At 60.2% G+C, this 25,758-nt stretch carries 25 protein-coding genes and 1 pseudogene; 18 read left to right on the top strand and 8 right to left on the bottom strand.

Annotated features, from left to right (window positions below; all coding sequences use genetic code 11):
• Window positions 1–92: 92 nt before the first annotated feature.
• From BO1_RS56470 to BO1_RS21085, 3 genes are all read right to left on the bottom strand, one after another.
• Entirely contained in the window at window positions 93–1,070 is a 978-nt protein-coding gene (locus BO1_RS56470; protein ID WP_028219252.1) for a TonB family protein, read from the bottom strand.
• 122 nt (window positions 1,071–1,192) lie between these two features.
• Window positions 1,193–1,573 (bottom strand): GNAT family N-acetyltransferase, encoded by a 381-nt coding sequence (locus BO1_RS62060; protein WP_407669989.1) that lies wholly within the window; start codon window positions 1,571–1,573, stop codon window positions 1,193–1,195.
• 257 nt (window positions 1,574–1,830) lie between these two features.
• Window positions 1,831–2,127 carry an H-NS histone family protein gene (locus BO1_RS21085; RefSeq protein WP_028219254.1) on the bottom strand — a complete coding sequence of 99 codons (297 nt, stop codon included), beginning with the start codon at window positions 2,125–2,127 and terminating at the stop codon, window positions 1,831–1,833.
• 35 nt (window positions 2,128–2,162) lie between these two features.
• Between BO1_RS21085 and BO1_RS52045 the strand changes: the two genes are divergently transcribed.
• Together BO1_RS52045 and BO1_RS21075 are read left to right on the top strand one after the other, a co-directional pair.
• Window positions 2,163–2,684, top strand: coding sequence for a LysR substrate-binding domain-containing protein (locus BO1_RS52045; protein ID WP_052409541.1), 522 nt, complete (start codon window positions 2,163–2,165; stop codon window positions 2,682–2,684).
• 727 nt (window positions 2,685–3,411) lie between these two features.
• The gene (locus BO1_RS21075; protein ID WP_028219251.1) at window positions 3,412–3,675 is read left to right on the top strand and encodes a hypothetical protein; all 264 of its coding nucleotides are present in this window, start codon (window positions 3,412–3,414) and stop codon (window positions 3,673–3,675) included.
• Window positions 3,676–4,395: 720 nt separating this feature from the next.
• Here the strand turns inward: BO1_RS21075 and BO1_RS21070 are convergent.
• A complete protein-coding gene (locus BO1_RS21070) occupies window positions 4,396–5,580 on the bottom strand; it encodes a porin (protein WP_028219250.1) in 1,185 nt (394 codons plus the stop codon).
• A 1,517-nt stretch (window positions 5,581–7,097) separates the two neighbouring features.
• Here BO1_RS21070 and BO1_RS21060 point away from each other — a divergent pair.
• The 13 genes from BO1_RS21060 to BO1_RS20995 all read left to right on the top strand — a co-directional run bounded on the left by BO1_RS21060 (window position 7,098) and on the right by BO1_RS20995 (window position 20,850).
• Window positions 7,098–7,721: a TetR/AcrR family transcriptional regulator gene (locus tag BO1_RS21060; RefSeq protein ID WP_043285711.1), complete on the top strand. Its 624-nt coding sequence runs from the start codon at window positions 7,098–7,100 to the stop codon at window positions 7,719–7,721.
• 137 nt (window positions 7,722–7,858) lie between these two features.
• Window positions 7,859–8,989 (top strand): cytochrome P450, encoded by a 1,131-nt coding sequence (locus BO1_RS21055; protein ID WP_245643859.1) that lies wholly within the window; start codon window positions 7,859–7,861, stop codon window positions 8,987–8,989.
• Window positions 8,986–9,192, top strand: coding sequence for a ferredoxin (locus BO1_RS21050; RefSeq protein ID WP_043285708.1), 207 nt, complete (start codon window positions 8,986–8,988; stop codon window positions 9,190–9,192). The genes BO1_RS21055 and BO1_RS21050 overlap by 4 nt, the downstream gene beginning before the upstream one ends.
• Window positions 9,192–10,337 carry an NAD(P)/FAD-dependent oxidoreductase gene (locus BO1_RS21045; protein WP_028219245.1) on the top strand — a complete coding sequence of 382 codons (1,146 nt, stop codon included), beginning with the start codon at window positions 9,192–9,194 and terminating at the stop codon, window positions 10,335–10,337. The genes BO1_RS21050 and BO1_RS21045 overlap by 1 nt, the downstream gene beginning before the upstream one ends.
• 277 nt (window positions 10,338–10,614) lie before the next feature.
• The gene (locus tag BO1_RS21035) at window positions 10,615–11,679 is read left to right on the top strand and encodes a phosphotriesterase family protein (RefSeq protein WP_167338368.1); all 1,065 of its coding nucleotides are present in this window, start codon (window positions 10,615–10,617) and stop codon (window positions 11,677–11,679) included.
• Window positions 11,676–12,653 (top strand): phosphotriesterase family protein, encoded by a 978-nt coding sequence (locus BO1_RS21030; protein WP_028219243.1) that lies wholly within the window; start codon window positions 11,676–11,678, stop codon window positions 12,651–12,653. The genes BO1_RS21035 and BO1_RS21030 overlap by 4 nt, the downstream gene beginning before the upstream one ends.
• A 27-nt stretch (window positions 12,654–12,680) precedes the next feature.
• Window positions 12,681–13,799, top strand: coding sequence for an FAD-dependent oxidoreductase (locus BO1_RS21025; protein WP_028219242.1), 1,119 nt, complete (start codon window positions 12,681–12,683; stop codon window positions 13,797–13,799).
• A 3-nt stretch (window positions 13,800–13,802) separates the two neighbouring features.
• Window positions 13,803–14,741: an alpha/beta hydrolase gene (locus tag BO1_RS21020; RefSeq protein ID WP_028219241.1), complete on the top strand. Its 939-nt coding sequence runs from the start codon at window positions 13,803–13,805 to the stop codon at window positions 14,739–14,741.
• Window positions 14,738–15,676: an MBL fold metallo-hydrolase gene (locus BO1_RS21015; protein WP_028219240.1), complete on the top strand. Its 939-nt coding sequence runs from the start codon at window positions 14,738–14,740 to the stop codon at window positions 15,674–15,676. Before BO1_RS21020 ends, BO1_RS21015 begins: the two co-directional genes overlap by 4 nt.
• Window positions 15,673–17,355: a CocE/NonD family hydrolase gene (locus BO1_RS21010; RefSeq protein ID WP_028219239.1), complete on the top strand. Its 1,683-nt coding sequence runs from the start codon at window positions 15,673–15,675 to the stop codon at window positions 17,353–17,355. The genes BO1_RS21015 and BO1_RS21010 overlap by 4 nt, the downstream gene beginning before the upstream one ends.
• A gap of 171 nt (window positions 17,356–17,526) precedes the next feature.
• Window positions 17,527–18,522 carry a SphA family protein gene (locus tag BO1_RS21005; protein ID WP_245643858.1) on the top strand — a complete coding sequence of 332 codons (996 nt, stop codon included), beginning with the start codon at window positions 17,527–17,529 and terminating at the stop codon, window positions 18,520–18,522.
• Between the two features lie 13 nt (window positions 18,523–18,535).
• Complete coding sequence (locus BO1_RS21000; protein ID WP_028219237.1) at window positions 18,536–19,729, top strand: MFS transporter; 1,194 nt, start codon at window positions 18,536–18,538, stop codon at window positions 19,727–19,729.
• Between the two features lie 812 nt (window positions 19,730–20,541).
• A complete protein-coding gene (locus BO1_RS20995) occupies window positions 20,542–20,850 on the top strand; it encodes a DUF4148 domain-containing protein (RefSeq protein WP_028219236.1) in 309 nt (102 codons plus the stop codon).
• 213 nt (window positions 20,851–21,063) lie between these two features.
• Here the strand turns inward: BO1_RS20995 and BO1_RS20990 are convergent, their stop codons facing one another.
• Window positions 21,064–21,618, bottom strand: coding sequence for a DNA/RNA non-specific endonuclease (locus BO1_RS20990; protein ID WP_028219253.1), 555 nt, complete (start codon window positions 21,616–21,618; stop codon window positions 21,064–21,066).
• A 180-nt stretch (window positions 21,619–21,798) separates the two neighbouring features.
• Between BO1_RS20990 and BO1_RS52040 the strand changes: the two are divergent.
• Window positions 21,799–22,233: pseudogene (locus BO1_RS52040) on the top strand (tyrosine-type recombinase/integrase); the annotation flags it as partial.
• 420 nt (window positions 22,234–22,653) lie between these two features.
• Here BO1_RS52040 and BO1_RS61785 read toward each other — a convergent pair.
• Window positions 22,654–22,788, bottom strand: coding sequence for a hypothetical protein (locus BO1_RS61785; protein ID WP_281179191.1), 135 nt, complete (start codon window positions 22,786–22,788; stop codon window positions 22,654–22,656).
• A gap of 283 nt (window positions 22,789–23,071) precedes the next feature.
• Here BO1_RS61785 and BO1_RS20975 point away from each other — a divergent pair, with 283 nt between their 5' ends.
• Together BO1_RS20975 and BO1_RS20970 are read left to right on the top strand one after the other, a co-directional pair.
• Window positions 23,072–23,332, top strand: coding sequence for a helix-turn-helix domain-containing protein (locus tag BO1_RS20975; RefSeq protein WP_028219235.1), 261 nt, complete (start codon window positions 23,072–23,074; stop codon window positions 23,330–23,332).
• A gap of 2 nt (window positions 23,333–23,334) precedes the next feature.
• Window positions 23,335–24,675 carry a type II toxin-antitoxin system HipA family toxin gene (locus BO1_RS20970; RefSeq protein ID WP_028219234.1) on the top strand — a complete coding sequence of 447 codons (1,341 nt, stop codon included), beginning with the start codon at window positions 23,335–23,337 and terminating at the stop codon, window positions 24,673–24,675.
• Between the two features lie 67 nt (window positions 24,676–24,742).
• On the opposite strand, the gene BO1_RS59355 is transcribed toward BO1_RS20970, so the two are convergent.
• Together BO1_RS59355 and BO1_RS20960 are read right to left on the bottom strand one after the other, a co-directional pair.
• Window positions 24,743–24,895, bottom strand: coding sequence for a hypothetical protein (locus tag BO1_RS59355; protein WP_156992347.1), 153 nt, complete (start codon window positions 24,893–24,895; stop codon window positions 24,743–24,745).
• Window positions 24,896–24,995: 100 nt separating this feature from the next.
• A complete protein-coding gene (locus BO1_RS20960) occupies window positions 24,996–25,697 on the bottom strand; it encodes an IS6 family transposase (RefSeq protein ID WP_028219233.1) in 702 nt (233 codons plus the stop codon).
• Window positions 25,698–25,758 lie beyond the last annotated feature (61 nt).

Below are 25,758 nucleotides of genomic sequence, written 5' to 3'. Positions count from 1 at the left end.
GGGGAGATTGCATCATCACAAACACTTCAACTTCGCTGAGTCTCGGGAGGAGACAGTGTGGCCATCGTTACGCCATTCGTGCAGGTCGGAACTTATCCAGCCGGGCGAACCATGATTGTAAAGTTCGACGGTGCCTTTCCGCTGACGTCGAGCGGCATCGGATCCGAGCGCTGGACCGCACGCAATGCGGCTTCGTCCCACTGCGAATTACCGCTACTGCGCGTGACCGTGGCCGAGAGAAGCGTGCCGCTCGGGGAACAGCGCACAGCGACTTCCGTTTCCAGACCCGCCGTCTCGCCCGCCCAAATAATGTTCGGACGCACGCGACGACGGACCTTGTCTAAGTAGCCAAGGCTTGCAGCGTCGGCTGCTGCCGTAGTAAGCGTAGCACCCGCCCCCTCCACACTTTGAAGCGCCGCAATCTCGGCGCGGGTCTCGTCATCGCCGAACTCGCCCAGTACTTTGATCTCTTTGCCCGTTGGGCTCACCAGGACATACGGGTTCCATGAGCCGTGCCCCTCCATATATCGGTGCTGGCGAGTCACCAGGAAGCCAACGTATTTGCCATGTTTCACAACCGCGAAGTCATTGCCGTTCGTCACAAAACGCTCGTGGCCGCCCTGAACCGGAACGGCATGAATAGCCCCGGATGTCACCCATGCGGCCGTGCTGAAGTAAAGCGTCGAACCGTCGGGCGAGAACGCAAGAGAGTTGATGTCGGATAGTTCTCCCTCCGGCTTGGCCGCGTGCGCGGCAGCAACGACCTTCGTCACTGCACGATCCGAGAGGCGCATCACGTACACGTCTCGAAGCGGGCCACTACCCGCATCGTCCGAGTGCGCTGGCTCGCCGGGGCGCAGACGGGTGAAGGCGATCAGTTTGCCATCAGGGGAGATTGTCGGGTTTGCGTCGGCACCCGTCTCAGTTAGCACTTCGGTCGCACCAGAAGCGCTCCGGTAGACAAGGTTGCCGTACTGGACAACGACGGATTGAGCGTGCGCGGCCGCGGCGAGCGAGAGCACCAGCGATGCGCAGACAACGGTTACTTTCAGATTCAAGGATTTGATCATGACCGCCCTCGTTTTGTTTTTGAGTCCCGCTTTCGACCCAAAATATGTCGTGGAAGGCTGGCGATCGAAAGCGCAAAACGCCTTTTCCTGTACGCGTTTTGCATCATTCAAGCCTCTTTAAATCATATCTCAGCCGCGAGAGTCTGGCCGGATACACGCAGAAACCCGGGCGCGCCTTCGTATGGAACGGCCACCTTCTTTATTGTCCCTCCTCTGGTACTCGACGCACCCGGTCCCGCAATCCAAGCTCGCGCGACTCGTGTCCAGTTCTCCTCCACAACAATCGACTTCAGTTTCTCGACGAAAGATGTGGCGACTCCCAAACGCCAGGCTACAGGCGCAACGAACACGTCCTCCAAGTAGCAAACCGTGCAGTCGCTCCAAGTGCTCGGATAGCAGACGTAATGACATAAGCCCAACAATTCACCGCTCACGGTTAGGAGCGACGACAGACCGCTTCGGGGCGATTTATGCCATTCACATAATTTGCCCTCGAGCAGCATTGGTCAAAACGGCGTAGGGCCCGGTTCCTTTTGAGCTGTTCGATGGCCGCCCTCATTCACCTTGCTGTGAACGCGCAGTGGCGCGCGCGGCCAGGCGTCGCAAAGCCTCGCGGGAGGAAAACGCGAAGTGGTCCAAGGAGGTCAGGACCTCGGATGGCTACGTTCGACTTCTCCACCGGCATGCATTCGCGAACACGCCCTCTGGATGAAAGCCAGGCGCCGGACCAAAACGACGCAGATCCGCCCGATGCCGGACCTCAGTCCGAAATTAGAAACTGTTCGCGGTTTTTGGCGTCCTTGATCCAGTTGGGTGCCCGCCCCCTCCCCGACCAGGTCGCTCCGCTCATAGGATCACGATATTTTGCGGGCGCGACGCTTTTCTGAGCCCGATCTCCCCCTCGGCGCCGGCCAAAGATTTCCTGCTCCGTGAATCCGTACTCTGCGACCTTGATCCGGATATCTTCGAGAACAGCCTGATATTCCGCCTGACGGGCGGCAGTCACCTGCCCCTGAAGTTCAGCCAATTGTGCTTTGAGCTCTTTATAGGTTGGCAAGGCCAGTCTCCTCAAGTGGATATCCGGACATCGACGTGGACGTCGTCGTCACCGACGAAATCCTGAATTTCGTTGCCACGGCGATCGATGTTGCAATCCGCGTGGGCGTGCGCATCGATTCTCAATTGATGGCGCAACGCCTAGCAAACCACATGTGCGTCGTCTGCGCTAGCCCAGATCACGTGCGCCTTTACGGAATGCCGTCGTCACCGAACGACCATCGCGCGCATCCTGCAATACGCTTTGCGATCGCTGGTGACAACTCGTGGTTCCTCGCCGCCCCATTCGCGGCCGACGAGCAGGAAGAAACCGTCGAAGTCAAACTGGGCGGACGCATGCGTGCGAACAATATGGAGTCGCTCCTCGATCTCGCCATTGCCGGTTGCGGCGCCGCGCTGCTGCCGCTATGGGCAATAGGCAAGTCACTGCGCGCCGGATTGCCGGTGCAGCTGCTGGCCGACTGGGAACCTCAGCCGACGCTAACCCGCCCGCCATATGGGCATCTACCCACGAAAGCAAGCGACGTCCTCCAAAGTGCGGGCGTTTCTGGACTTTAATTCCGATCTGTTCAGGCTGGATCGGCATTGGGAGCTGTAACGCGGGTGGGCCAGCGCGCAGCGATCTGCATGCGTTGATATCGAAGTTGCCTGGCAGAACCAATAAAGCGCGCCATGTCCTCTTTGCGAATCCTCGAAGGGGGCCGGCTTCGGCAGCAGCAGGAGTAACGGCAAGCACTGCACATCCGATCAGACGAGAAAGCTAGGGATTCGGCAAAGTGCAGAATCTCTTTTGCGGGCGCTACTGATGGGACACTGGATGGTGACCGGATCCCGTGATCCCGTTCAAGTTCACGCCGAAAGGGGCCGGGTCGACGTCCTGTTCAGGGGTGATGTATGCCTTCTGCATGATGGTGTGCGCCCGAGACGATCGCGTACCCAGGGCATGGGGCGCAAAGCAGCAAGGGAGCGACGCTCGCTGCTTCCGCACAGATTGTCGACAACCGTGCGGAACTCGCTTGCAAGTTTGTTCACCGATCCGCCCGCGCTCCGGTGGTTTGAGGCTATGTGTGCAACCCGATCAGCTAGCCCGTAGATAGCGCCGCGACTGCGCAATACCGAGCCAGGCAGCCTCAAATTGGGACCAGATCGAATTAAGGGTTAACCCCTGAAATTGGGAAATCATCTTTGCGAACGAGATGCTTAATCAAGAGCGGTCGCTTTTCTAGACTTGGTATCACCTGCTACGGACAACCGTCCGCAGCGAAACCAAGACTGGAGGTTAATCATGAAATCGCTCATTCAAGCCATTGCCGTTGCCGCGGTACTTAGCGTCCCGGCCGTTTCGTTTGCTCAGTCAAACGCCAGCGCCGCCGTGAACAACGCCGCTGTGTCGAGCTACGGCGGCGTGGCCGATGGCACGTCGGCTTCGGGTTCACATCATCCTTTTCAAGCACTGGATCATTCGGTTCACTCGCTGGGACATGCAATCCGCTCGTCGATTCGCCCCGACGCCAACGACGGCATGAAACCGATCTATTTCGGTGAGTAAGCCCCAACGTTCACAGTGGCCTAGCGTGCAGGCCGGCGCGGGCGCCGCCCTCCAGATCGAGACTTGATATCAATGCTTCGTCGTCGGCATTCAAATCGTGAAGTATTGCTACATCATCTCGACCTACAGAGGGCGGCAATGAAGTGGTGAAACCCGCTTTATCGCAGCGGCGCACCGCAGGCCAATAAGACGTTCATCCTGCTCATCGCAATTCAATAGGTCGCGCGGTTCAACATCGCAATGTCACAAAACCGCACAAGGTGCAGATATGCTCAACTGATCCAGGAACTCGGCGAACTGGAATCGATTGGCTACGATCCGTTAGCTAGCGACGAAAGCTACTATCCATCTGACTTCCAGTTGGCACAAGCGTAGCTTAGGTCGACGTACCGTGCTGATTTTCCGGGAGAGAACGGCATACCTTATGCATGGGTCCACGCCCTAGACGACCATCACCATCGGTCGTAGGACGCAGTGCGGCCAGTTTTGGTCGTTCTCCATCACGTTCACGCCGTCATTCGGAAGACGGTTTCGCGTTGGCCCCCTTCAGCGGGGCTGTGACCCGAAGTGTGAATCCGGCCGGCACGTGGGCGTGGTATTGTTCTTGAAACCACGACGCCAACCGGTCGGTTCGTCACATACGATGCCCAGTATCTCGCGTCACGTTCCGATGATCCCTCCGACCGCTGAATGGGCGCATGAACGGAATGGCTGTGCTGCTTAGAAGCGGGTCAGCATGCCAACGGCGGCCATCACCTGGTTGCTCGTCGCGGAGTTACCGCCCGCGTTGTACATCACAGCGGTGTTTTTGTTACCGATCGCGTGCTGGTACATTGCTTCAGCGTACAGTTCCGTGCGCTTCGACAACGAATAGCGCGCAATCGCGTTAACCTGGTTCCACTTCGGATCGGAGCCGATGTTCGACTTGCTGACACCGTTCAGATGACCGTCCGTGAACGTATCCATGAGGCCGAGCGAGAGCGCCGGCGTCAGTGCGTACTTGACGTTCAGTTCATAGTTGTCGAAGTGAACCGAACCGTTCGACGCCGTCAGGCCGAACGCAGACGTATCCTGGTACTGGCTGTGCGTGTAGACGAAGTTAACCGCTGCCGGGCCGAACGTATAGCCGATGCCTGCACCGACCGTGCGCTGCACGTCCGCTGTCAGGTTGCCGCCGCCCGCGGTCGCCTTGAACTCGCTCGGGTCAGCCGCAACGTTCTGATTGGCTGTTCCTGCCGGGGTGCCCGCCGCGGCGGAGCCGTTGATCTGGAGGTAAGCCGCGGCCAGTCGCAGCGGGCCGTTGTTGTAGGTCGCGCCAGCACTATACGCACGATCGACGGCGAAACTGGTGCTGTTGCTGAACGCGTACAGGCCGCCGAACTTGAAGCCGGCGTAGTCGATACTCGTGAACTTCGCCGAGTTGCTGAAGCGCACGGTATGTTGCAGGTTGTCGTTGTCGTACACGTGCGCGAAGCCTGAGTCACCGAACGTGCCCGCCGTGCCGGACAGCGGCGCGACGAAGTCGACCATCGAGTCGTACTGGCGGCCCATCGTGAGGGTGCCGTATTGATCCGTGCTCAGACCGACGTACGCTTGACGACCGAACATGCGGCCACCCTGGCCAAGCGAACCGTTGTTGACGTTGAAGCCGTTTTCAAGCACGAATACCGCGTGCAGACCGCCGCCCAAGTCCTCGCTGCCGCGCAGGCCGAAGCGACTGCCGCTGATATTGCCGCTTGCGAGTGCGACGCGCGAGCTACCATGGCTCGGGGCACCGTTCTGAACATCGTTCGTATAGGCGATGCCGGCATCGATCAGGCCGTACAGCGTGACCGAGCTCTGTGCGTTGGCAGTGGACGCCGCTAAAGCTGCGCAGCCTGCGACAGCAGCGGAAATTTTTCTCATCGAATCACTCCAGGTCTTTGAAACAAGGAAAAAACGGCGTGAGTAAAAGAAGCTGCGCCCGACAAACGCGGTTTATCCGCGGGGTATATACCTCTCTTGCTCTTTCACGAAAAAGAAGCAATTAAGCTGAGATGCGGTATTGCAGGATGCGGCGTACTGGAGTGCGACCCCGATGTGTTTCAATTGCAGGTCACACTGTCGCAACGGCTATCGGTTGCGAAATTGACGTATCCCACCTGATGTGAACGAGTTTCGCTCGCGATAGACCACAACAGACTTCGTTATATATCCTCGGTTTCGATCGCAACAGCCCGAAAGAGTCGTACCACCACGAATGAAAGCAGCCTTTCGCGACCGACTTGACTGTTGGCGACGCAAACACCTGTCAGTCATGTCCGTTTTCGATCGTAAATTTGAAGATCCGTACCCTCCCGAAACAACGTGTGCTCGGGAGTATTTGCGCGCCTCGTCACATTTTCGTCAAAATGTAGTAATAACGAGGCTCTCAGATGGGTGAAGGCTTGGTCTCACGTCGCCGCGTATCCTCTTTACACACGCTTTAGCGTCGCGATGATGCGACAGAGAATTGGCCGCCGGCGCACTGGAGAAGTCCGCCGGGAAAACGGCGAGGTACGTGGCCATGAACGGGATGGTGAGGTATCGAGATTGGACAACGGCGTGTCAGGTTGAGGTCTAATCCTTGGCAGCCGAATTTTGTCTGGTGGACGGATCCTCCCAGCCCCAATACGTGCCGTAGTAGATTGAATCGGCGCGCGCCAACGATCCATCCTTCTGTGCCTGTACAAGCTGGTTGTACACGTCACGCCGCGACAATGGCCGCTGCGTCTGCGCGGGTCGGGCATCGGGGGTAGTCTGGGTATCCTGCGCGTAAGCGCCCGCGTTCCAAAACGAAGTCGAGAGTGCAATGGCGATGGATATAGTCTGATAAGAGAGTTTGTGCATAATATTCCTTACTCGAATGAGTGGGCACGAAGTCCTTCACCGATTGGCGATCACACATCCCGTAAGGGTTGGCTGATCGACATGTTCCATACCACCACACACTTCGTCACATACGGCAAACCTTCCAACGCAAAATTTATTCGCTAATGCCTATCGAAACATCGTCCAAAAAATGAAAAATAGTTCACCAAACCGATGGACTCTTGAGTAGGAACGACTGAACGACCGCTCCTCGATCGATAGTGTTGAAAAACTAGGCAATTTTCTTTGCTGGCGCCTATCCTGGGATGTGAGCAATCGATAGAGGCATCAGCCAATGGGTCGACCAGGTGCTTCGCAGGAGCGGCTCTTCTACTCGTTCAACCTCGAAGATCACGTGCCATCGAATCACCCGATGCCACCCCATGACGCCCACAGCTCCGGCACCAATCTCTATCGCCGCCGCGTCCAGCTGCGCCGGTCGACGGCCTTCGGTCGAGTTCCACACGGGCTGCTGGAAGGCGAAATTTGGGGGGAAGTCCAAAGAGGACGATGATGGTGTTATCGTTACCGCCATGACCGAACAACGCAAAAACCAACGACAAATCCAGAAGGAAGCGACCCGGCAGCGCATCCTTTCAACGGCGCTCGAATTGTTTGTATCGCGCGGCTACGTCGCCACCACCGTCGACGACATTGCCGCCGCCGCAAATACCACACGTGTCACCTTCTACTCTCACTTCGAGTCGCGCCGCGAATTGATGCGCGCTTTGATTCACGAACTCAACAGCATCCTCGATCGGCATGACGAACCAGGCCGCAATTCCACGGCCAGTTTGCTGGTGGCGGCAGTGCGCGAAGGCTCACGCGAAAAACTGGGCGGCTGGCTGCGCGAGCAGGCTGTGCGCTGGCCATTGATCAAGCCATATCTTCTGGCGGTAACCGAGGCCGCCGCGGTGGATGCTGAAATGCGCTCGCTGATGCGCGGCTGGATTGAAGAGGTGGTGGCAGACATCTGCGAAGGTCTTGATGCAGCCAACCGCTATGAGCCGGGCACGCGGCATTTTCGCGGTAAATTGGCCTACGTCGCGCTAGATCAGACCGCGCTTTCATGGATGCGCGGCGATCTGGATTTGACTGCCGAACCGGCGCTCGAGGTGCTGACCGAATTGTGGTGGAAGATGCTGGGCGAACCATAATCCAGGGATTACCCTGTTATGGTATCCATTGGCTTTACATCGTGTAAAGCCAAATTAAAAATACAGGCTATCCATCCACCACGAGGATCTGGCCTGTGACTCCCCACCAATCCGGCATCGACCTTTGGGCCGCCGATGTGCTCGTCGATCCCTACCCGACGTACCGGGCATTGCGCGAACTCGGCGATGTCGTCTATCTCACGCACTCGAAGCTCTACGCCCTCACTGGCTACGAGGTCATCAAGGACGCGCTTGCCGACCCGACCCGATTCTCTTCCGCACAGGGCGTCGGCTTCAACGACGACGTAAACCAGGCCTTGCAGGGAACCTCGCTGGCTTCCGACCCGCCGACGCATACGCAGTTGCGCGCCGCACTTTCTGAAAACCTCACGCCACGGGCATTGCGTGGTCTGGGCGAGCAGATCAAGGCCGATGCGCAGGCGCTCGTGGCCCGGCTCGTCAAACAACCGTCCTTCGACGCGATCGACGAAATTGCCCGGCGCTTTCCGATCGGGGTTGTCGCCGACCTCGTTGGTTTTCAGGGTGAGGCCAGGGAGAATATGCTCCGCTGGGGGCAGGCCGCGATGGAAGTCATCGGGCCCATGAACCAGCGCACGGCGGAGAATTTCCCCATCGCGGGCGAGCTTTACGGATACTGCTCGCAAATCACCCAGGACGCGCTCACCGCTGGCTCGGTCGGCTGGGGTGTCTTCGAGGCGGAGAACAAAGGGGTGATTCCAGCAGGCGCCGCGCGCCACATCATCCACCAGTATCTCGGCGCGGGTCTTGACACAACACTTGCCGCGATCGGCAATACCGTCGCCCTCTTCGGGCGCTTTCCTGAAGCGTTCGCCAAGGTGCGCGCCGATCTCTCGCTCGTTCCGTCGGCGTTCAACGAGGTGCTGCGCTACTACTCGCCCGTCCACGTCTGGAGTCGCGTGACGACGCAAGATGTGGAAGTCGCCGGCGTGAAGATCCCGGGCGGCTCGCGCGTTGCGGTCATGCTGGGCGCGGGCAACCGCGATCCGCGTCATTACCCGAACCCTGAGGTCTTCGACGTGCCACGCAACCCGATCGACCATCTCTCGTTCGGCTACGGCCCGCACGGTTGCGCCGGGCAAGGTCTTGCCCGCATGGAGGGCGCGGCGATCATCGAGGCACTTGCGACGCAGATCAAATCGTTCCGCATCGGCGAGGTCGCCCGCGTGCCGAGCAACGTCACGGTGTCATTCGATACCGTTCCTGTCCTGGACCTGGAGGCCGCATGATCAAGCTGATTCTTGACCGCCCTCGTTGCGAAGGTCATGGCCTGTGCGAAGAGGTCGCCGCGCAGCTTCTTCACATCGACGACGAAGGCTATGCCGCCATCGACGTGAACGAGATCAGCACTGCGAACCTCGCGGCGGCTCAAGCTGCGGCGCGCGTCTGCCCGGTAGCCGCGCTCAAGCTCGTCGAGGGCGAGGCGACTTGATGGATACGCTTCGGAAGGCACCGCGCGACATCGTGGTGGTGGGCAACGGTATCGCGGGATTGACCGCTTGCGACACCCTGCGCGCCGAAGGATTCGATGGCCGGATCACGGTCATCGGTGACGAACCGGTCGCGCCGTACAGCCGCCCGGCCTTGTCCAAGGCCTTGCTGCGCGATGGGGATGACCTCACCTCGCACTTGCTGCCAGAGGCGACGCACGGCGCGGCCGAACGGCGCGGCATTGCTGCTGTTGGCGTCGATGTCGATCGGCAACGCGTGCGTCTCGCGGACGGCGACGAAGCGCCGTATGACGCGCTGGTGATCGCCACCGGCACGCGCGCCAGGCGCCTCGGTCGCGCTCATAGCCACGACGAATACTCCGTTCGCACGCTCGCCGATGCGCTCACGCTGCGTGCACGACTCGCGTCGCGACCTTCCGTAGTGGTCGTGGGTGGCGGTCCCCTCGGCATGGAGATCGCATCCGGCGCGGTTGCGGCCGGGTGCGCGACGACACTCGTTTCGAAAGGGATGCCGCTCGCTTCCCAGCTCGGCGAGTTGCTTGCGGCGCCGTTCCATGATGCCGCACTCGCACAGGGCCTCACGATCGTTACGACTGGCTCCGCGGAGATCGTGACGCGTGACGGTGCCGCCGTGGTGGCCCTTGGCGACGGCACCGTCATTGAAGCGGAGGTGATCGTCTCTGCCATCGGCGACGCCCCCAACGTTGAGTGGCTAGCCTCCAGCGAGCTGCTCACCGGCGGTGCGCTCGTGGTGGACAGGCGCGGGCTCGTTCGCCCGAACATAGCAGCCGCAGGAGATGTCGCTGCCTTCCCGCACGCCGGGCGCGTCGCCCGTGTTCCACTGTGGACGAGCGCCATCGATCAAGCGAAGGTGGCCGCCACCGCGCTTCTCAGGCCAGATGCGCCGGAACTCGCGTTCCAGCAATACTTCTGGACGGAGGCTTTCGGCATCTCCCTCAAGGCCATCGGGCCGACGCCGGTCGTTGGTGAGCCAGAGGTCGTGGAAGGCACGGGCGAGCAGGGAGTGCTTCGCTGGCGACAACCGGATGGTGCGGCGACCGCTGTCGCGCTCGACTATCGGATTCCGATTCCGAAGCTACGCCGCCTGACCGCGTGCAACCCGTAACCGGGAGAAGCTAATGCCGATACGAAGCTCCTGCTTTGCAGCTCGGGTTGGTCGAGGCCCCAACAGTCGAAGAGCTTGAGCGCGTCGGCGCCGTGCATGGAGCCAAAGGCTTCAAGGACGCGTTTGGTCTGAGCCGGTAACTGACTTTGTTTCGCGCCATGCTTTGGCACAGTAATACATCGTTGTACTTAATGAACAGGAGAAAAACTCTTGAGTGGCATGACCGTTTCTACTGCTGGTGACGTGCATTGCGCACCGGTGCTCATCGGAGGCCAGCATGTGCATTAAACACAGCCAGGGCGCGCCTGAACCGGCTCTGCCGTTTACCTCCCTCCTTCTCGACCCGCCCAACGACAGGGGCGTCAATGCAGCACTGGTCAACACGGTGCTCGGCCCGGTCGACGCCCGGCAGCTAGGCATCACGCTGCTCAGCGAGTCGCTGATGTACGTGCTGCCTGGCGCACAGTACGCCCACGACATCCGGATCGATCGCGCCGAAGTGTTCGATGCGATTGCGAGCAAGCTGCGAGGCTTCAAGGCGGCAGGCGGCGGCACCATCGTCGATACGACCGGCATGTTCCAGGGGCGTGACCTACGCCTGTATGAGGCGCTGTCTCGCGCCACCGGCGTTCATATCGTCGCCTCTACCGGGCAAGGTCCGGAAGCCATGCTGGGTGGCTACTTCCTGACGCCGCAAACCAATCCCCCCGCCCCCTGGCCAGCAGCGAAGTTCGCCGAGATGTTTGGGCGCGAGGTCAATGAAGGCATGGTGGTGCCCCGTCTGGAGCGCCGCGCGCCTGCCGGCCTGGTGGCCACGGCGGTCACTCACAGCGGCATGACGCCGACCGACGGCAGCCTGGTACGTGGAGCGGCTCGCGCCGGCGCCACCTATGGCGTGCCCGTATTGATCCGGTACGGCGCCGATGCGCTGGAAGAAATGCAGTTGGCCATCGACGAGGTGCTCAGCCCCGAACGCCTGGTCATGGGCGGGATGGATCGCCGCGACGCAGTCGCCAAAGGCTGGCCGATGGCGGTCGCACGCGCAGGCGCCAGCGTGGGCGTGGACCACATCGGCTCGACCGACGCGCTCTACCTTAAGGATACCGAACGGGTCGCATTGATCCTTGAATTGATCGTGGCAGGCTTTGCCGATCGCATCATCCTGTCGTCAAGCGCCACGGGCGTGGCTTTTGGCGAACCTGGCAACGACCTGCCCTACTGCGACGTACTGACGAAGTTCGTGCCCATGCTTCAGGCGGCGGGGGTGTCGCAAGGACACATCGTACAAATGCTGATCGTCAACACCGCACAGCTCCTGAGCGTCAACGGGGAAGTCAAATGACACGCGTAAATACAGTGCTGGGCACTATTTCGGCTTCGGAGCTTGGCTTTGTTGCGATTCATGAGCACATCGGTTACGGCATGCCCGGCTGCGAGCTGGACAGCCGCTGGTGGAAAACGCCGGAGCAGCGCTATGAAGAGACGGTGCCCAAGCTGCGCCAGTTTCACGAGAACACGAAGCCTTGGGGTGCAGCAACCTTCGTGGAAGCGACGGGCATCTGCAATGGCCGCGACATCGACTACTACAAGTCCCTCTCTGACAAGACCTGCGTGCACATCGTCGCCAGCACCGGCTTTGTCGGTGGCGACACGGCATTACCGTTCTTCGAGCGGGCAAGCGTCGAGTATCTGACCGACCAGTTCGTTCACGAGATCACCGTCGGCATCGGCGATACCGGTGCAAAGGCGGGGATCATCAAGGTTGGGGTGAGCCGCGGCTTCAAGATGAAGGAGCTCGACCTGCGCATCTATCGCGCGGCGGCACGCGCGTCCAGGATCACGGGCGCACCGATATTCACCCATCTCGCAGTCGACTCCGCACCGGCTCTGAATATCTTTGCGGAAGAAGCGTTGCCTTGCCACCGCGTGTTGTTCGGGCACGCCGATGATGGCGTGAGCCAGGGGCTGGTCAACGAGAAAGGCATTCTGGCAGCGGGTGGGCGCATTGGCTTCGACACTTTCGGCTATGACCTTGAATTGCCCGATCCGCCATTCTGGGGCCGCCATCGTCAGGAACGTCTCAAACACTTCCTGAGATTCCTCAACAGCGGCCTCGCGAAACAGGTTCTTGCATCGGCAGACGCGAATTGCTCGCCGCTGGGTTGGCCGGGCGTCAAGGGCCACACCGTGAACTATCTGTTCGAGCAACTCCTTCCTGATCTGCGCGCCGAAGGCGTCGACGACTCAGTCATCGACCAGTTATTCGTTCATAACACGGCCGAATTTCTGGCCTTGACGCCGAACCCCAATCATTGACAAAGAAATCGATCCAAGAGACACATCATGACACCCGGTACGTTGAAGAACCTCAATATCGCCGTTATCGGCGCTGGATACGCCGGTGCAACCGCAGCGCTGGCCCTCAGCCGGCTAGGCGCCACGGTTACGGTCTACGAACAGGCGCAGGAAGTGAAAGAGGTCGGCGCCGGAATCGGCCTGCGCCCCTCCACGATGGACCAGTTCCGCAAGCTCGGAATCTTCGACCTCGTCGCTGCCGTGACCTCGGCAAGCGATTACTTCGAAATCCTCACGGCTAACGGGCAACGAATCGCCATGGAGGAATGGCCCGAAAAAGAAGCCTTTAATGCCACTACGCGTTTCGTGCACCGCGGCGACTTCATCGATGTTCTGCTGGGCGTGCTTCCCGACGGCATGGTGAAACTGAACCACCGCCTGAGCAAGATCGTCGACAACGGCAGCAGCGCCACTGCCGTATTCGAAAACGGTGCGACGGTGACCGCCGATCTGATCGTCGGCGCCGACGGCATCCGCTCTCAGGTGCGCCAGCATCTGTTCAGCGACAAGCCCCCGGTATTTGCCGGCGAACACGCGTATCGCGCAGTGATCCCCGCTGCCGACACCTACGGCATGGTGGCTGACGGCAACCTGCGCATGTACGTGGGGCACGGGACCAAGATCTACCTGTTGCCGCTACAGCATCGCGACGAAGTGTCTTTTGACGTCACCTGCCTTGCGACTGACTCCACGCCAGCGCCAATCGCTAGCAAGGATCAACTTCTGCAAGTCGTGGCGGGCTTCGATCCGCAACTGATCGCAATCGCCGAAGGACTCGATATGGGCAAAGTGAACCTGCGCGCCGTCTACGACATCGACCCGGTGCCCAACTGGCACTCCAGCTCCGTGGTGCTGATTGGCGATGCGGCTCACGCGATGCTGCACCATCAGGGCCAGGGCGCCAACTCGGCGGTGCTCGATGCCGGTGCGCTGGCAGCCAGCCTCAGTGAGGCCGACTCCATTCCCGAAGGGCTGGCCCAATATCAGGCCAGCCGCAAGCCGGTCACCGACGAACTGCAACGCCTGTCGCGTCAAGGCTGGAGTGAAGACGAAGTTGAGAGTGTCTTCCCCAGCCAGCATCAAGGCGAACTCGCGGCGAGGAGCTAAATCATGGCATTGCATCCTGCTGTTGCCCAGTTCATCGCGTCCTTGCCGTCCGCGCCGCCGGGACCGCTCAACCCCGAAGCGATGCGGGCGGCCGACGAAAGTCATGTTGCGCCCGTCGAGCAGCGGCTTCCCGTGCATTCGGTTCGCGACCAGGTCTTGCCCACGCCTGCCGGTGATGTTCCCGTGCGCGTCTATCAGCCGTCGGCGGCGGACACCCATCCGGTGCTGGTTTATTTCCACGGTGGCGCGTTCTTTCTCGGCAGCCTCAACACGCACGATCATGTCACGCGCGCACTGGCCCATGCCACGCAATGTGCCGTGGTTTCGGTCGGCTATCGGCTTGCTCCCGAGCACGCCTTTCCTGCGGGTCTGAGCGACTGCTACGCCGTGGTTGAGTGGATCGAAAAGAACGGCTGCGCGCCGGGCAACGGGATCGGCTGGGATGGTGAAACCCTGGTCGTGGCAGGCGACAGCTCCGGTGGCAATATCGCGGCAGCTGTCGCAGCGAAGGCGCTTGACGCCGGCTTGAAATGCATCACGCACCAGGTGCTCTATTACCCGTCGCTCGATCTCGACTTTGATGTCGAGCGCTACGCGTCGCTGAAAACCAACGCAGTCGGCAATGGGCTGGAGACGGCTATGCTGAAGCCATTTAACGCGTTCTACATCGATAGCGGCGCCGACCCTGCCGACCCCCTCGCATCCCCCATCAAGCGGGCGGATCTTTCCGGAATGCCTCCTGCACTCATTGTCACAGCGGAATACGATCCGCTTCGCGACGAGGGCGAGCTGTATGGCCGCAAACTGGAACAAGCGGGCGTTCCGGCAACCATCCATCGCTACGAGTCGGCGGCTCATGGCTTTGTCCAGCATTTTTCCTGGTTGCCCGAGTTCCAGGGGGTGTTTGCCGAGACCGCCGATTTCATCAGGAATCTTGAATGATGAAAGTCGTCGATATCCACCCGCTGTTCTCCCAGTGGGGCCGGTTTGGCCTCTACAGTTTTTTCATCGACGGAAGCGAACCGGCGATTGTCGATACGGGTATCACTTCGTCGCCTGCCGGCGGCATCGCGCCGGCCCTGGAGCAACTGGGCCGACGCATTGAAGACGTGCGCTGGATTCTCCTGACTCATGGGCACATCGATCACATCGGCGGCACCCATGCGCTGTGGGAACTGACGGGACGGAAAGCCAAAGTCGTTATCCACGAGGCAGACGCACCGTTCCTTCGTTCGCGCCGCACGCATGTCGAAGAATATCTGGCGGCTCGTGGCCGCTATATCGACGACCCGCAAGCGGAGGCGAAGTTGACAGCCGCCTGCCAGGCAGCCATCTCTGGCGAGATGGAACCTGATCTGGTGGTTCGCCATGGCGACGAAATATCGCTGGGACCGGATGTGACGATCACGGTGCATTCCGTGCCGGGTCACACGGCAGGCTCGGTCGCGTACGTGGTGGAAGGCCAGCGCGATGTCTTCGTCGGCGACGCCGTTCAGATCCACGGCGCCGCCAACGGCTTTCCCAGTTACGCCGATCCGGATGCGTACCGCGCGAGCCTGCTGCACCTGCGCGACCACGTCAAGCCCAACCGCCTGTTCCTCGGCCATCCCTATCGCAGCCAGGGCGTCGAATCACAGGGCGTCGTGCTCGACCGCGAACAGGCGGCAGCAAAGATCCAGGAAAGCCTCGACATCGAGGCCCGGGTGCGTGCCGCCACCGAACAATTTGGCCTCGACGACGCCGCTGTTGCCAGGGCTTCCTGTTCCCCCTTTTGCTGTATTGCGCAGCACTTGCGCTACGAGGGCGATCCAACGCTCGAACCTTCACCGTTTTTCACCACTATGCACGGCTACTTCCACAAGGGTTATCGGCCATGATCGTACACAAAGACCTGCGCGTACCCATGCGCGACGGCGTCCACCTGGCTGCGGATGCCTATCATGCAAAAGGCGATATGCCTCGCCCGGCGCTGGTCGCGTTAAGCCCCTACGGCAAAGAGCTTCAGGCGCTGGCGCTCACTCTTCCCCCGCAGCAACGCCCTTCCCCGTTGTGGGACGGCTGCATCGAGGCAGGCGACATAGCCCGCGTGGTGAAGGAAGGTTACGTGCACGTGATCGGAGACGTGCGTGGTTCGGGCGCGTCCGAGGGTGAACACATCGGCAACTACAACGCCGGCGGTGTTCCGCTGGGTCAGGATGCCTATGATTTCATCGAGTGGGTTGCTGCGCAGCCGTGGTGTAACGGCGTCGTCGGGATGATCGGCATTTCGTACTTTGGCTCCATGCAGATCTTCGCCGCGGCCGAGCGCCCTCCCCATCTCAAGGCGATTTTCGTCAGTGGCGGACACTTCGACTTCTACGAGACGACCTATCACGGCGGCGTCATGTGGTTCATGCCGCGTGCTGCGCGCGAAGGCCGTGGCGGCGATTCGGGCTGGGCCTTCACCCATCGTCACAAGTCGCGCATGCTGGAGACTTACTCCGAGAATGAAATCAAGGAGCGCGTGGCCCAGCGACTCGCCGACCCCGACGTGGCGGCCTGGCCCAACCTCGTGCATGTGCTGAATTATCCGATTCATCATGAATCGTGGTTCGACATCGTGACCAACCACCTCGACGGCGAGTGGTACGAAGAACAGAATCCGATCAACCTGGCCAGCAACATCGATATCCCCGTGTACCTGCAGATCAACCAGGGCCGCGGTTGGACCGTCGACGGCACGATCGAACTCTTCGATGTGCTGAAAGGCCCCAAGAAGCTGGAGATAGGACCGTACCCGCCGATGCAGACGCGCCCCTGGGTGGACGAGCATGACACCATGTTCCGCTGGTACGACTACTGGCTCAAGGGCATCGACAACGGCATCATGGACGAACCACAGGTGAAGGTGCACGTTGAAGGCAGTCGCACATGGATGACCGGTGAACATTGGCCTGTAACGGCCGTCGAATACCGGCCGCTGTACCTGCGTACCCGTGGCAAGCTGGCTCCGGAGCCAGAGCCTCTTGACGTCGAGCATGCGCATTCCGACGGTTTTTATCAGGCGCCGCTGACCGTCGTGGGCAAGGTGGAAAAGCTGACCTGGTCCACCGAGCCCTTCCAGAATGCAACGTCGGTTCATGGCGTGGGCGCGGCGCATCTCTTCGCGGCCATTGATCAGGACGATACGAACTTCATCCTGCGACTGTGGGACGAGGCCCCCTCCGGCAAGCGTCAACTGGTCACGACGGGCTTCCTCAAGGCATCGCATCGCGAACTGGACGAACGGACCCGCGAAGGTAATCCATATCACCCACACACCCGTAGCGTACCTGTCGAGCCTGGCGTGATCAACGAATACGTCATTCGGCTCTACCCCTTCGCCAACGAATTCAAGGCGGGACACAAGCTGGTCGTCGAGCTGATGTGCAATGAGCCGCTGGTGGATGAGCACAACTCCCTGTTGCCGCCCGACGCCTTTCACCTTCCCGTTGGGCGGGCAGTCACTCACACCATTTACCGGGACTCCACGCACCTGTCGCGTCTCATGCTGCCTTTTGGGTCATCCTCCAGATAAGCGTAGGTTTATTGGCCGTAGCTGAGTTAGACGAGGTCGATCTGCATGCAAGTGAACGGCTTCCCAGCCGTTCATTTTGCATTACTTAATATTATAGGAAGGGATTTCAAATCGGTTTTGAACGTGAAAATCTATCTTTGAAAAATAGTAAAACTATATACAGGAGACGAAATGACGAAAGGAATGGGGTATCAAAGCAGGTTTGCGCGATACGGGCAGGCCGTTGCTGGAGCGACACTGGCTGCGATGTCATGTGTGGGGCAAGCGTCGACCTATCAGCCGGCCGGCATCGATCTCGGCGCGACAACGTTCAACGATGCGTTCGGCAGTATGGAGCCAGGCTGGACGTCGATCCAGCTCCTTCAGTACGAACACAACACGAACTTTTACACCAATACCGGCGCGAAAAGTCCGGCGTTCAAGGACGCGCAGCTCAACGCGTTCGTGTGGCTGCCGCAGATCGTCTACACGTCGCCGATTCACGTACTGGGCGGCGCGCTCGGCTTCACGGCGATGCTGCCGGTTGCATCGCTGAACGCACACTCGACCGAATTCAATCCCTATGCTCCAACGCTGACTGCGCGTTCAGGAGTGGGTGACATTACGTTCGGCCCGTTCTTGCAAATGGCACCGGTGATCAGCAACGGTCGTCCGGTCTTTGTGCAGCGTTTCGAGTTCGACGTAACCGCGCCTACCGGCGCCTATGATCCGAACAGGCTGGTTAATCCAAGTTCAGGCTTCTGGTCGCTGGACCCGCACTGGTCGGTGACGGTTCTGCCTACGCCGCAGACGGAAGTGTCAGTGCGTATGCACTATCTGTACAACTTGAAGAACACCAATCCGGGTATCAACAATCCGTTCGAAGTCCCAGGCATAGTGAACTTTCAGGCCGGCCAGGCGGTGTGGGCCAACTTTGCGGCCTCTTACAAGATACTGCCGAACCTCGATGTCGGCCTGAACGGCTTCTGGTTCCGCCAGATTACCGATGACCGTGTCAACGGCGCAAGCCAGCCCGCTGCCCGCACCACGAACCTGTCGCTGGGCCCTGGTGTCGAGTGGACCATCGATCGCAAGAACTTCGTGTTCGCGAACCTCTTTTTTCCGGTGGTGGAGCGCAATACCTACTCCGGCACTCACGTGAACCTGCGCTGGATTCATGCGTTCTGACCAGGAGACGAACATGCAAAAGGTAAGCAACTTACCGGTAATCGAAAGTGCTCGCGGCATTGCGGCGCTGATGGTTGCCCATTGCGCAGGCATGTTGGACCTGGTTGCACTGCCGTTGTGGGTGGGCACACTGGTCGCGCATTATCGGTTCAATCCTCAACAGGCAGGCACGCTGCCAACGTTGTTTCTGATCGGAGCCTCATTGTCGAGCATGTTTTTCGCTTCCCGCTTCAACCGCGTGAATGCGAAGTGGGCTACCGTGATTGGCTTCGCCGCTGCGGCGTTGGCCTTCGCGACATGTATCGGCCAGACAACCATGACCGTGCTTGCGCCCCTGCATTTTGCCGGCGGCCTGGCCGCAGGAACCGCGCTCAGTTTTACGCACGGCACGATTGGGCATGCGCGCAATCCTCATCGCGTATTTGCATGGGCCGGGCTGGCCATTGGCGTATTCGGCGTTGTCTTTCTCGGCGGTACGCCCGGGATACTGGCCAGATTCGGAGGCGCGGCCTTATTCATCGTTTTTGCTGGAGTCATGGGGCTGGCAGCCTTGACGGGACTCCTGTTTTTCCCGCGCCCGAGCCGGCAGGGCGCGGAGGATCGCCACGGCACTCCCGTGCAGGTTCAGCCGCTTTCGCGGGCGGTTTGGTATTCGATCGTCGGAATCGCATTGCTCGCGATGACGCAAGCCATGACGCTCAGCTTCTACGAGCGAATTGGCATGGCACGCGGCTTTGGCCGGGAACTGGTGACGCTGGCGCTCGTGATCTATGGCATCGTCACGCTATTTCCGGCGCCGTTGGCGGGTTTGCTCGAAAAGCACATCAAGGCCACAACCGTTATTTCGATCGGGCCGATCATGCAGGCTGTGTTTGCCATGATCGTAACGCATACCTGGAGTTATCCGTTGTTTGCCGCTTCTGGGGCGCTAATGGCATTCACGATTCTGTTCACGCATACCTATGCGTTTGGCCTGCTCGCGCGACTGGATACGACCGGACGCGCTGTGGCGGCCACACCGGCCATGCTCATGGTGGGCGCCGCCATCGCTCCGTTTCTTGGCGGAACGCTGGTCAAGTTCATCGGCTTCGGTGCGATTGGCTATGCGGCCATCGCACTGGTCGCAATAGAACTGTTGCTGTTCAACTTGACGCGCCGGGCGGTGCAGGGTGAAGCACCGGTCGAACAGGCTCCAGCAGTGATTTAGCCGGAAATCTGATTTGAGGAGTGAATGTGCTACGCATGACGATGCGCTTACGTCAGCGGACATGCGTCGCATTGCAATTCCGGCCGGTTTCCACACAGCCTGGGTCGATATGACCCATTCGATGTGCGGCCGAATGGCAGTGCTGCCCGGTCGCCCGTTCGCTGGCAACGCGTGGCCGCCACACCGCTGCATGGGCGGTCCCGATGCGGCGACCTGTTCGCCCATCGAATCTTGACATTACAGGCCGACTGTCGCCGACCGGTCTCCCGACGGCCGCACCCCCCAACCGGCCCGTGCGGCGCGCCGTCACGCGAAGACGGCAAGATCCGGATGGCGGGGCCCGTCCCGTCCGGCGCTGCCCGCCCTGCCCCTGACCGAAAACGGCCCTTCAGGGCCGGCGCGCACGCCTGACGGGCCGCCGAGCAAGGGGCCGTGCCACTCGCCGCGGCAGGGCCGCTTCGCGACGGGTCCATCGACCCATGGTGCATGGTGCGGCGGGCGTCGCCCGGCGATCCGGCGCACGGCACCCGGGTCCCGCCGGGGGCGCCCGTGCGCAGGCGCGGTCAGCCCCTCGCGGGGCGATTCTGACAAAAAGTCCCATGGTATCGGGATATTGAGGGACATTTTGTCAAGATTGACCAGGAATTGAACCCTGAATCTGGACTTGCCGAGTGCCCCAGATCCTCCTGTCGTGGGAAAGGGTCTTTTCGCGAAATCATGGTTAACCCTAGAGCATGAAACTCCTAGACTTGGTTCATCGGTTGCAGCGAATGCACCGCATCGAAAGCCAAAACACCATGGAGGTTGTCATCATGAAGTCCCTGATCCAGGCCGTCGCCTTTGCTGTTGCCATCGTTGTCCCGGTTGCATCGTTCGCGCAGTCGAATGCGCCGGTAACCCGTGCGCAGGTTCGCGCCGAACTGGTGCAGCTCGAAAAGGCCGGCTACAGCCCCGCGCGCGGAAACGATCCGCACTACCCCGACGACATTCTTGCTGCGGAAGCCAGGGTTACCGCACAAAACAGCGCCGTCGGCGGCGTCGCGAACGCCTCGAGTGCCTCAGGCGGCGCTGTTGCGCGCCCCGCCAACAACGGCATGAAGCCGGTCTACTTCGGCCACTAACCCGCCGGATTAGCAGATTTCCCCAAGGGGCGTCGCGCGCGTGCAGCCTCTCGTTTAACTGACTGGCCCGCTCCCGCGATCAAGCCCGGAGCGAGCAGTTTTTGTATGAATACCTCCACGGCGGGGCTCCGTCCCCGACCGTTTCACCCAGACCTCATGGGTCTGGGTCGTTTTCACATTCGCCGGCCCAGCCTGAGGACTTTTCCTGGCTTCCTAGTTCCCAAACGTTTTCAGCTCGAACGCGCAGGCCGGCTCCCCTGGACACAGAAGGCCCTGTTCTACACCGATTGGCACCTGACCATCGCCGACGCTATAGCGCCAATAAGTGAAGTACAGTGCGCCGGGACAACTGACCGCCTTGGCCTCGAGCGCCCTGAACGGCCCTGAATTGATTTTGCCCAATTGCGGCACGAGGTTGATGTCGGTCCGTCCGCCCAGTGTATGGGCGATGGCGTGTCCGCGATGATAACGGCCGCTGTTGTTGAGCGGATGTCCTTTCATTCGCGTCGCGATCACAGCTCTGGACTCCTGATTCTTGCCCCTGCTAATTCCCCATGCGGCCACGAGACGTTCAGCTGTAACGTCGAACAAATATGAAAAGCCGGCATCAGATGTTTCGAGCAATTCGCAGCGAGGCGCATTGCTCGCATAATCCTGCGCCCACATTGCGACGAGTAGCGGCCCAACCTCCTCGCGAAAATACTCTGGTGCCTTTTCGCGCGACAGATGCGGCAAGATGCCGTTCAGTGGCTCCCGATAATCGATCATGATCACGCTCCTCAATCATTCACGGTTTTTCCATCGCTGTTTTCCGATCTAGAGAACACCAAAAGACCCGTCAACCGATCGTACGATGAGGTCACCATATCCCCATATCACCGTGCCAACAACCGTCAGAGTCGATACCGCAAAAAAGCCCAAGTTGATGACTACGTCTATGCCACCGGCCTGCGCGTGACAGGCAAGGGGAAGAAGCTGGCGCGCGTTGCACTGCCACCGCTCGCGCGGGACGCGCTCGCACGCTATCTCGCCGAACGCGACCTGCCGGTGTTGCCCATGCGCTGGAATCCACAAACGCCGGTAATCGGCAGCCTCGAGGCCGACAGTGACGCGACGATCAGAAGCCTGCGCCTGTGGATGGTGATGTGGCGGTTCTTTGCGCTGCCAGCCGGCGCGATCGAGGCCGACCACGCGCCCCTCGCAGAAAAACTGCGCCGTGCCAGCCCACACTGGATGCGCCACACACACGCGACGCACGCACTGGGACGTGGTGCGAAACTCACCGCCGTGCGCGATAACCTGCGGCACGCGTCCGTATCAACGACTTCCATCTACCCGCACAGTGACGAGGTCAAGCGCGCCCGGCAGATCGCCCAGGCTTTCCCCAGGCAAAATGAACATGAGGTCGCTAATATGCAGCCGCCGATGAGCGGGCCACGCGAAGCAATTTCGTGGTCCTTCAAAACGCGCTTAACGTTCGTCGAGGCCTTCGTCCGCACCTCGTTGTAGATTTCATCGACGATAAGACGGATTTCGTGCTGACCGCTTTCGATGGTGTGCGCATCTAGCATCTAGTGTGCACAGATGGTCGACCAGCGGATAACCGCCGCCATGGTCGTCATCAAGGTCGCTGAGCCGATACTGCAGCAGAACCTGCTCAATTACGTCGAAGAGCCGCCTGGCCGTGCCTTCCACTGCTTTCGTCGTACGCTCCTCAACCGACGTCGCAGACGGAGTCACGGCTGCTGCAGCCTGCGCTTGTGCACGTGCTGTTGCCACCTGCCACGTGCTCCAGTTCGAGTCCTAATGCCGTTGGTCCATGTTGGCGACGTTCGGCCGCTTGAAACCAATGTGCTTGATGAAGTCCTGCCGTTGCTCGTCCATGTTCTTCCAGGTTCCTTCTTTGTCGGCCTGATCCGTATAACGCAACTTCGCCATGCTTCATCCTCGTGGAACGGCGCAAGAACTTTAAGAGTTGGCAGCGCGGGCGCGCTGCGGCCGTGACTGCAGCGGGGCTGCCTACCGGCCAACCAGGTAACGGTCTTTCGGAGGGGCCGGTGTGAGCCCACGCAGCGGTAATCCCTTTGTAGCCCACGAGCTACAAAACAGAGCAGTTCTCCAATTTTTGTAGCCCAAGGGACACAATTCCGCTTTGCCGTCTCGTAGCCGTTGGGCTACAATTTCCTCGTTTTCAGCCAATTGTGATGCCCCGGGGCTACAAGTGACGAATCTGGCAGACGTTGGAGAGATGCTCAAGCAGGCGCGCAGCGACGCGGGCCTCTCGCAAAAAGACCTTGCTGAACGCGCAGGCGTCGCTCGCACCACGCTCGCGCGCATGGAGACGCTCGCGCGTGGCGACATGAGTGTGGCGGTGCTCGTCCGGCTCCTCGAAGCGGCCGGCTACGACCTGCGGGTCGTCAAGCGCGGTCATGCCCGCACGCTCGACGACGTGCTCACAGAACAGAAACAGTCTGGAGCCTGAGCATGCGCCTTCACGTCTACGTCAAGGGCAAGCCCGTCGCGCAGTTGTACCGCCATCAAGACAATTATGCGCTTCGGTACAGCACGGACGCGTCACCCGAGGACTTCGTCAGCCTGACCATGCCTGTTCGCGAAGAGCCGTGGGTGTGGCCCCGCGATTTGCATCCATTCTTTCGCCAGAACCTGCCCGAAGGATTCCTTCTTGAGGTCATTCGTGAAGAATTCGGCCCCCTCCTCGACGGAACGGACCTGTCGTTGCTCGCCGTCATAGGCGGCGCCGGCATTGGCCGCGTGACAGTGGCGCCTGAGGGCGGCCAGCCCGGTGGTGAGCTCGACCCGCTTGACCTCAATACCCTGCTTCATCAGGACGTCTCGACCCAGCACTTCGCGGAGCTGGTGAGGTACTACGCGCGCGCCGCCATCTCGGGCGCGGTGCCGAAGTTCCTTGCGCCGGAGGTTTCCTCCGCGCAAACGCCAGTCGGCAAGCAGACGCTGCGCACCAGCCGGCACATCATCAAGGGTTCCGACGAGCAGACGCCCTACCTTGGGTTCAATGAGCATTACACAATGCGGGTGCTCGCAAGGCTCGACGTCGCTCGAGTGGCAAAAACAACCATGTCTGACGACGGGCGTGTGCTGGTCGTCGACCGCTTCGATGTCGATGAAAATGGCATGCCTGCATACGGCGTCGAGGACGCATGCAGTCTCCTCGGTCTCCCACCGCATGAGAAGTATCGGCCCTCGACAGAGCAGGTGCTGAACGCAACGAAGCCCTACATCAGTAGCGCGAACTGGAGACAGCAGGCCGAACATTTTGGCTGGCTGATACTGACCAACTACGTTGTTCGCAACGCGGACTGCCACTCGAAGAACGTTGCTCTTCTCTACTCGAACATCGACGACGTCGTGTACACACCCGTGTACGACATCGTGACCACCCAGGCTTACCCCCGCTTTGCCAGCAATCCACCCGGGCTTAGCGTCGACGGGCGCAAGACCTGGGCGCCGGGAAAAACGCTGGAGCGATTCTTCAACACGCGGCTGGGCATCCCGCCGCGGCGCTATCGCGAGATGGTCGAGGCGCTCTGCGATTCGGCCGTGTCAACAGGGAAAGAGGTTGTCGAGGCCGCGAAGAACGAACCCCGGTGGCACTGGATCGCGAAGCAGATGCTGCACGCGTGGAATGAGGGCATGGCGACGGCGCGAAGCGCCAAGCCACAAGCAGAGCTCAAGGGCCTCACACCCATTCTTGAGGCGGCCGGATTCTCGGATTCAGACATGCCGGAGAGCACGAGAGACGTGATTGGACGTTCCGAGCTTCTGGCTCCTGCGAGAAAGAGCTGACCCCTGCAGGTCTGGGTTCTGCACCGGGTTGCTTTTCGGTCTGCTGCACTCGGGATTTTGGGAGGCATCAGGCGACAGTCCGCACGAACACGCCGGCTGTCGCCAGAAGCTCAACAGCCTTCTCGACGGCAATGCGCAACCTCGTCACGACGCTTTCGGCATGGGCCGCCTCGTTCGTCATCCGCAACCTTGGCGCTTGCCACGCGGTCATGAGCAGCATCGCCTCGCTCGGTGCTACGTGGACGCCTGTCCTGCGCACAGCCGACGGTTTTGTCGCAGTAACGCTCGCAGAGGAACAAATTCGATATACGAAGTACTGCTTATGTTACCAAGCTGGAGAATTGATCAGCGGTGGACGGATGGGTTCCGCGAACACACTTCATCTGTCCTTTGGCGATCATATGCATGATTTCGATGCCGCCCAGCAGGATCCGCGCGCAGTGAAAAGACTTGAATCCCAGCATGGGCCGAATGCGCCGCTTGATCGCCCGATGGTCTTGCTCGACGAGGTTATTGAGATATTTGGACTGGCGGATCTTGATGGGTGTTTCACACTCGGCATTGATGGCTTCGAGCGCAGCGAGGTTGGCGCCGCTTTTGTCGATGGTCACCGTCGCGGGCTCGCCATTCTGAGCGATCGATTTCTCAAAGTAACGCCGAGCTGCAGTCTTGTCCCGATGGGCCCTTAACAGAAAGTCGATAGTGTTGCCGTCCCTGTCGACGGCCCGATAGAGATATTTCCAGTCGCCCTTGACGCGGATGTACGTCTCGTCCACTCGCCAGCTCTTTCCAACTGGCCGCTTGCGACGGCGAAACGCTTTCTCCACGACCGGCAACAGCTTGAGCGCCCAGCGGTGCACGGTCGAATGATCGACTTCAATTCCACGCTCCGCGACCATCTCTTCGATGTGACGCAGACTCAGCGGATAGGCCACATACCATCGCACGCACATCAGGATCACGTCGAGCGGATAATGCAGGCGCTTGAGAACGCGCGCCACAGCTGGGTTCTTGCTCTGCATCATCGATCACATCGTTGGTCTTCACCCCTTGAGCATAACAGACCGCCTTACCGCGACAGAG

The sequence above is a fragment of the Paraburkholderia oxyphila NBRC 105797 genome, assembly GCF_000685075.1.
In the GTDB taxonomy this organism is placed as follows: domain Bacteria; phylum Pseudomonadota; class Gammaproteobacteria; order Burkholderiales; family Burkholderiaceae; genus Paraburkholderia; species Paraburkholderia oxyphila.
The sequence above is the reverse complement of the archived record's forward strand: the minus strand, read 5'-3'. Positions and strand labels throughout refer to the sequence as shown.

Bases quoted from the DNA above. Each gene is read 5' to 3' on its own strand.
- BO1_RS56470 (WP_028219252.1), bottom strand. From the start codon at position 1,070: ATGATCAAATCCTTGAATCTGAAAGTAACCGTTGTCTGCGCATCGCTG.
- BO1_RS62060 (WP_407669989.1), bottom strand. From the start codon at position 1,573: ATGCTGCTCGAGGGCAAATTATGTGAATGGCATAAATCGCCCCGAAGC.
- BO1_RS21075 (WP_028219251.1), top strand. From the start codon at position 3,412: ATGAAATCGCTCATTCAAGCCATTGCCGTTGCCGCGGTACTTAGCGTC.
- BO1_RS21070 (WP_028219250.1), bottom strand. From the start codon at position 5,580: ATGAGAAAAATTTCCGCTGCTGTCGCAGGCTGCGCAGCTTTAGCGGCG.
- BO1_RS21060 (WP_043285711.1), top strand. From the start codon at position 7,098: ATGACCGAACAACGCAAAAACCAACGACAAATCCAGAAGGAAGCGACC.
- BO1_RS21050 (WP_043285708.1), top strand. From the start codon at position 8,986: ATGATCAAGCTGATTCTTGACCGCCCTCGTTGCGAAGGTCATGGCCTG.
- BO1_RS21045 (WP_028219245.1), top strand. From the start codon at position 9,192: ATGGATACGCTTCGGAAGGCACCGCGCGACATCGTGGTGGTGGGCAAC.
- BO1_RS21035 (WP_167338368.1), top strand. From the start codon at position 10,615: ATGTGCATTAAACACAGCCAGGGCGCGCCTGAACCGGCTCTGCCGTTT.
- BO1_RS21030 (WP_028219243.1), top strand. From the start codon at position 11,676: ATGACACGCGTAAATACAGTGCTGGGCACTATTTCGGCTTCGGAGCTT.
- BO1_RS21025 (WP_028219242.1), top strand. From the start codon at position 12,681: ATGACACCCGGTACGTTGAAGAACCTCAATATCGCCGTTATCGGCGCT.
- BO1_RS21020 (WP_028219241.1), top strand. From the start codon at position 13,803: ATGGCATTGCATCCTGCTGTTGCCCAGTTCATCGCGTCCTTGCCGTCC.
- BO1_RS21015 (WP_028219240.1), top strand. From the start codon at position 14,738: ATGATGAAAGTCGTCGATATCCACCCGCTGTTCTCCCAGTGGGGCCGG.
- BO1_RS21010 (WP_028219239.1), top strand. From the start codon at position 15,673: ATGATCGTACACAAAGACCTGCGCGTACCCATGCGCGACGGCGTCCAC.
- BO1_RS21005 (WP_245643858.1), top strand. From the start codon at position 17,527: ATGACGAAAGGAATGGGGTATCAAAGCAGGTTTGCGCGATACGGGCAG.
- BO1_RS21000 (WP_028219237.1), top strand. From the start codon at position 18,536: ATGCAAAAGGTAAGCAACTTACCGGTAATCGAAAGTGCTCGCGGCATT.
- BO1_RS20995 (WP_028219236.1), top strand. From the start codon at position 20,542: ATGAAGTCCCTGATCCAGGCCGTCGCCTTTGCTGTTGCCATCGTTGTC.
- BO1_RS20990 (WP_028219253.1), bottom strand. From the start codon at position 21,618: ATGATCGATTATCGGGAGCCACTGAACGGCATCTTGCCGCATCTGTCG.
- BO1_RS61785 (WP_281179191.1), bottom strand. From the start codon at position 22,788: ATGGCGAAGTTGCGTTATACGGATCAGGCCGACAAAGAAGGAACCTGG.
- BO1_RS20970 (WP_028219234.1), top strand. From the start codon at position 23,335: ATGCGCCTTCACGTCTACGTCAAGGGCAAGCCCGTCGCGCAGTTGTAC.
- BO1_RS59355 (WP_156992347.1), bottom strand. From the start codon at position 24,895: ATGCTGCTCATGACCGCGTGGCAAGCGCCAAGGTTGCGGATGACGAAC.
- BO1_RS20960 (WP_028219233.1), bottom strand. From the start codon at position 25,697: ATGCAGAGCAAGAACCCAGCTGTGGCGCGCGTTCTCAAGCGCCTGCAT.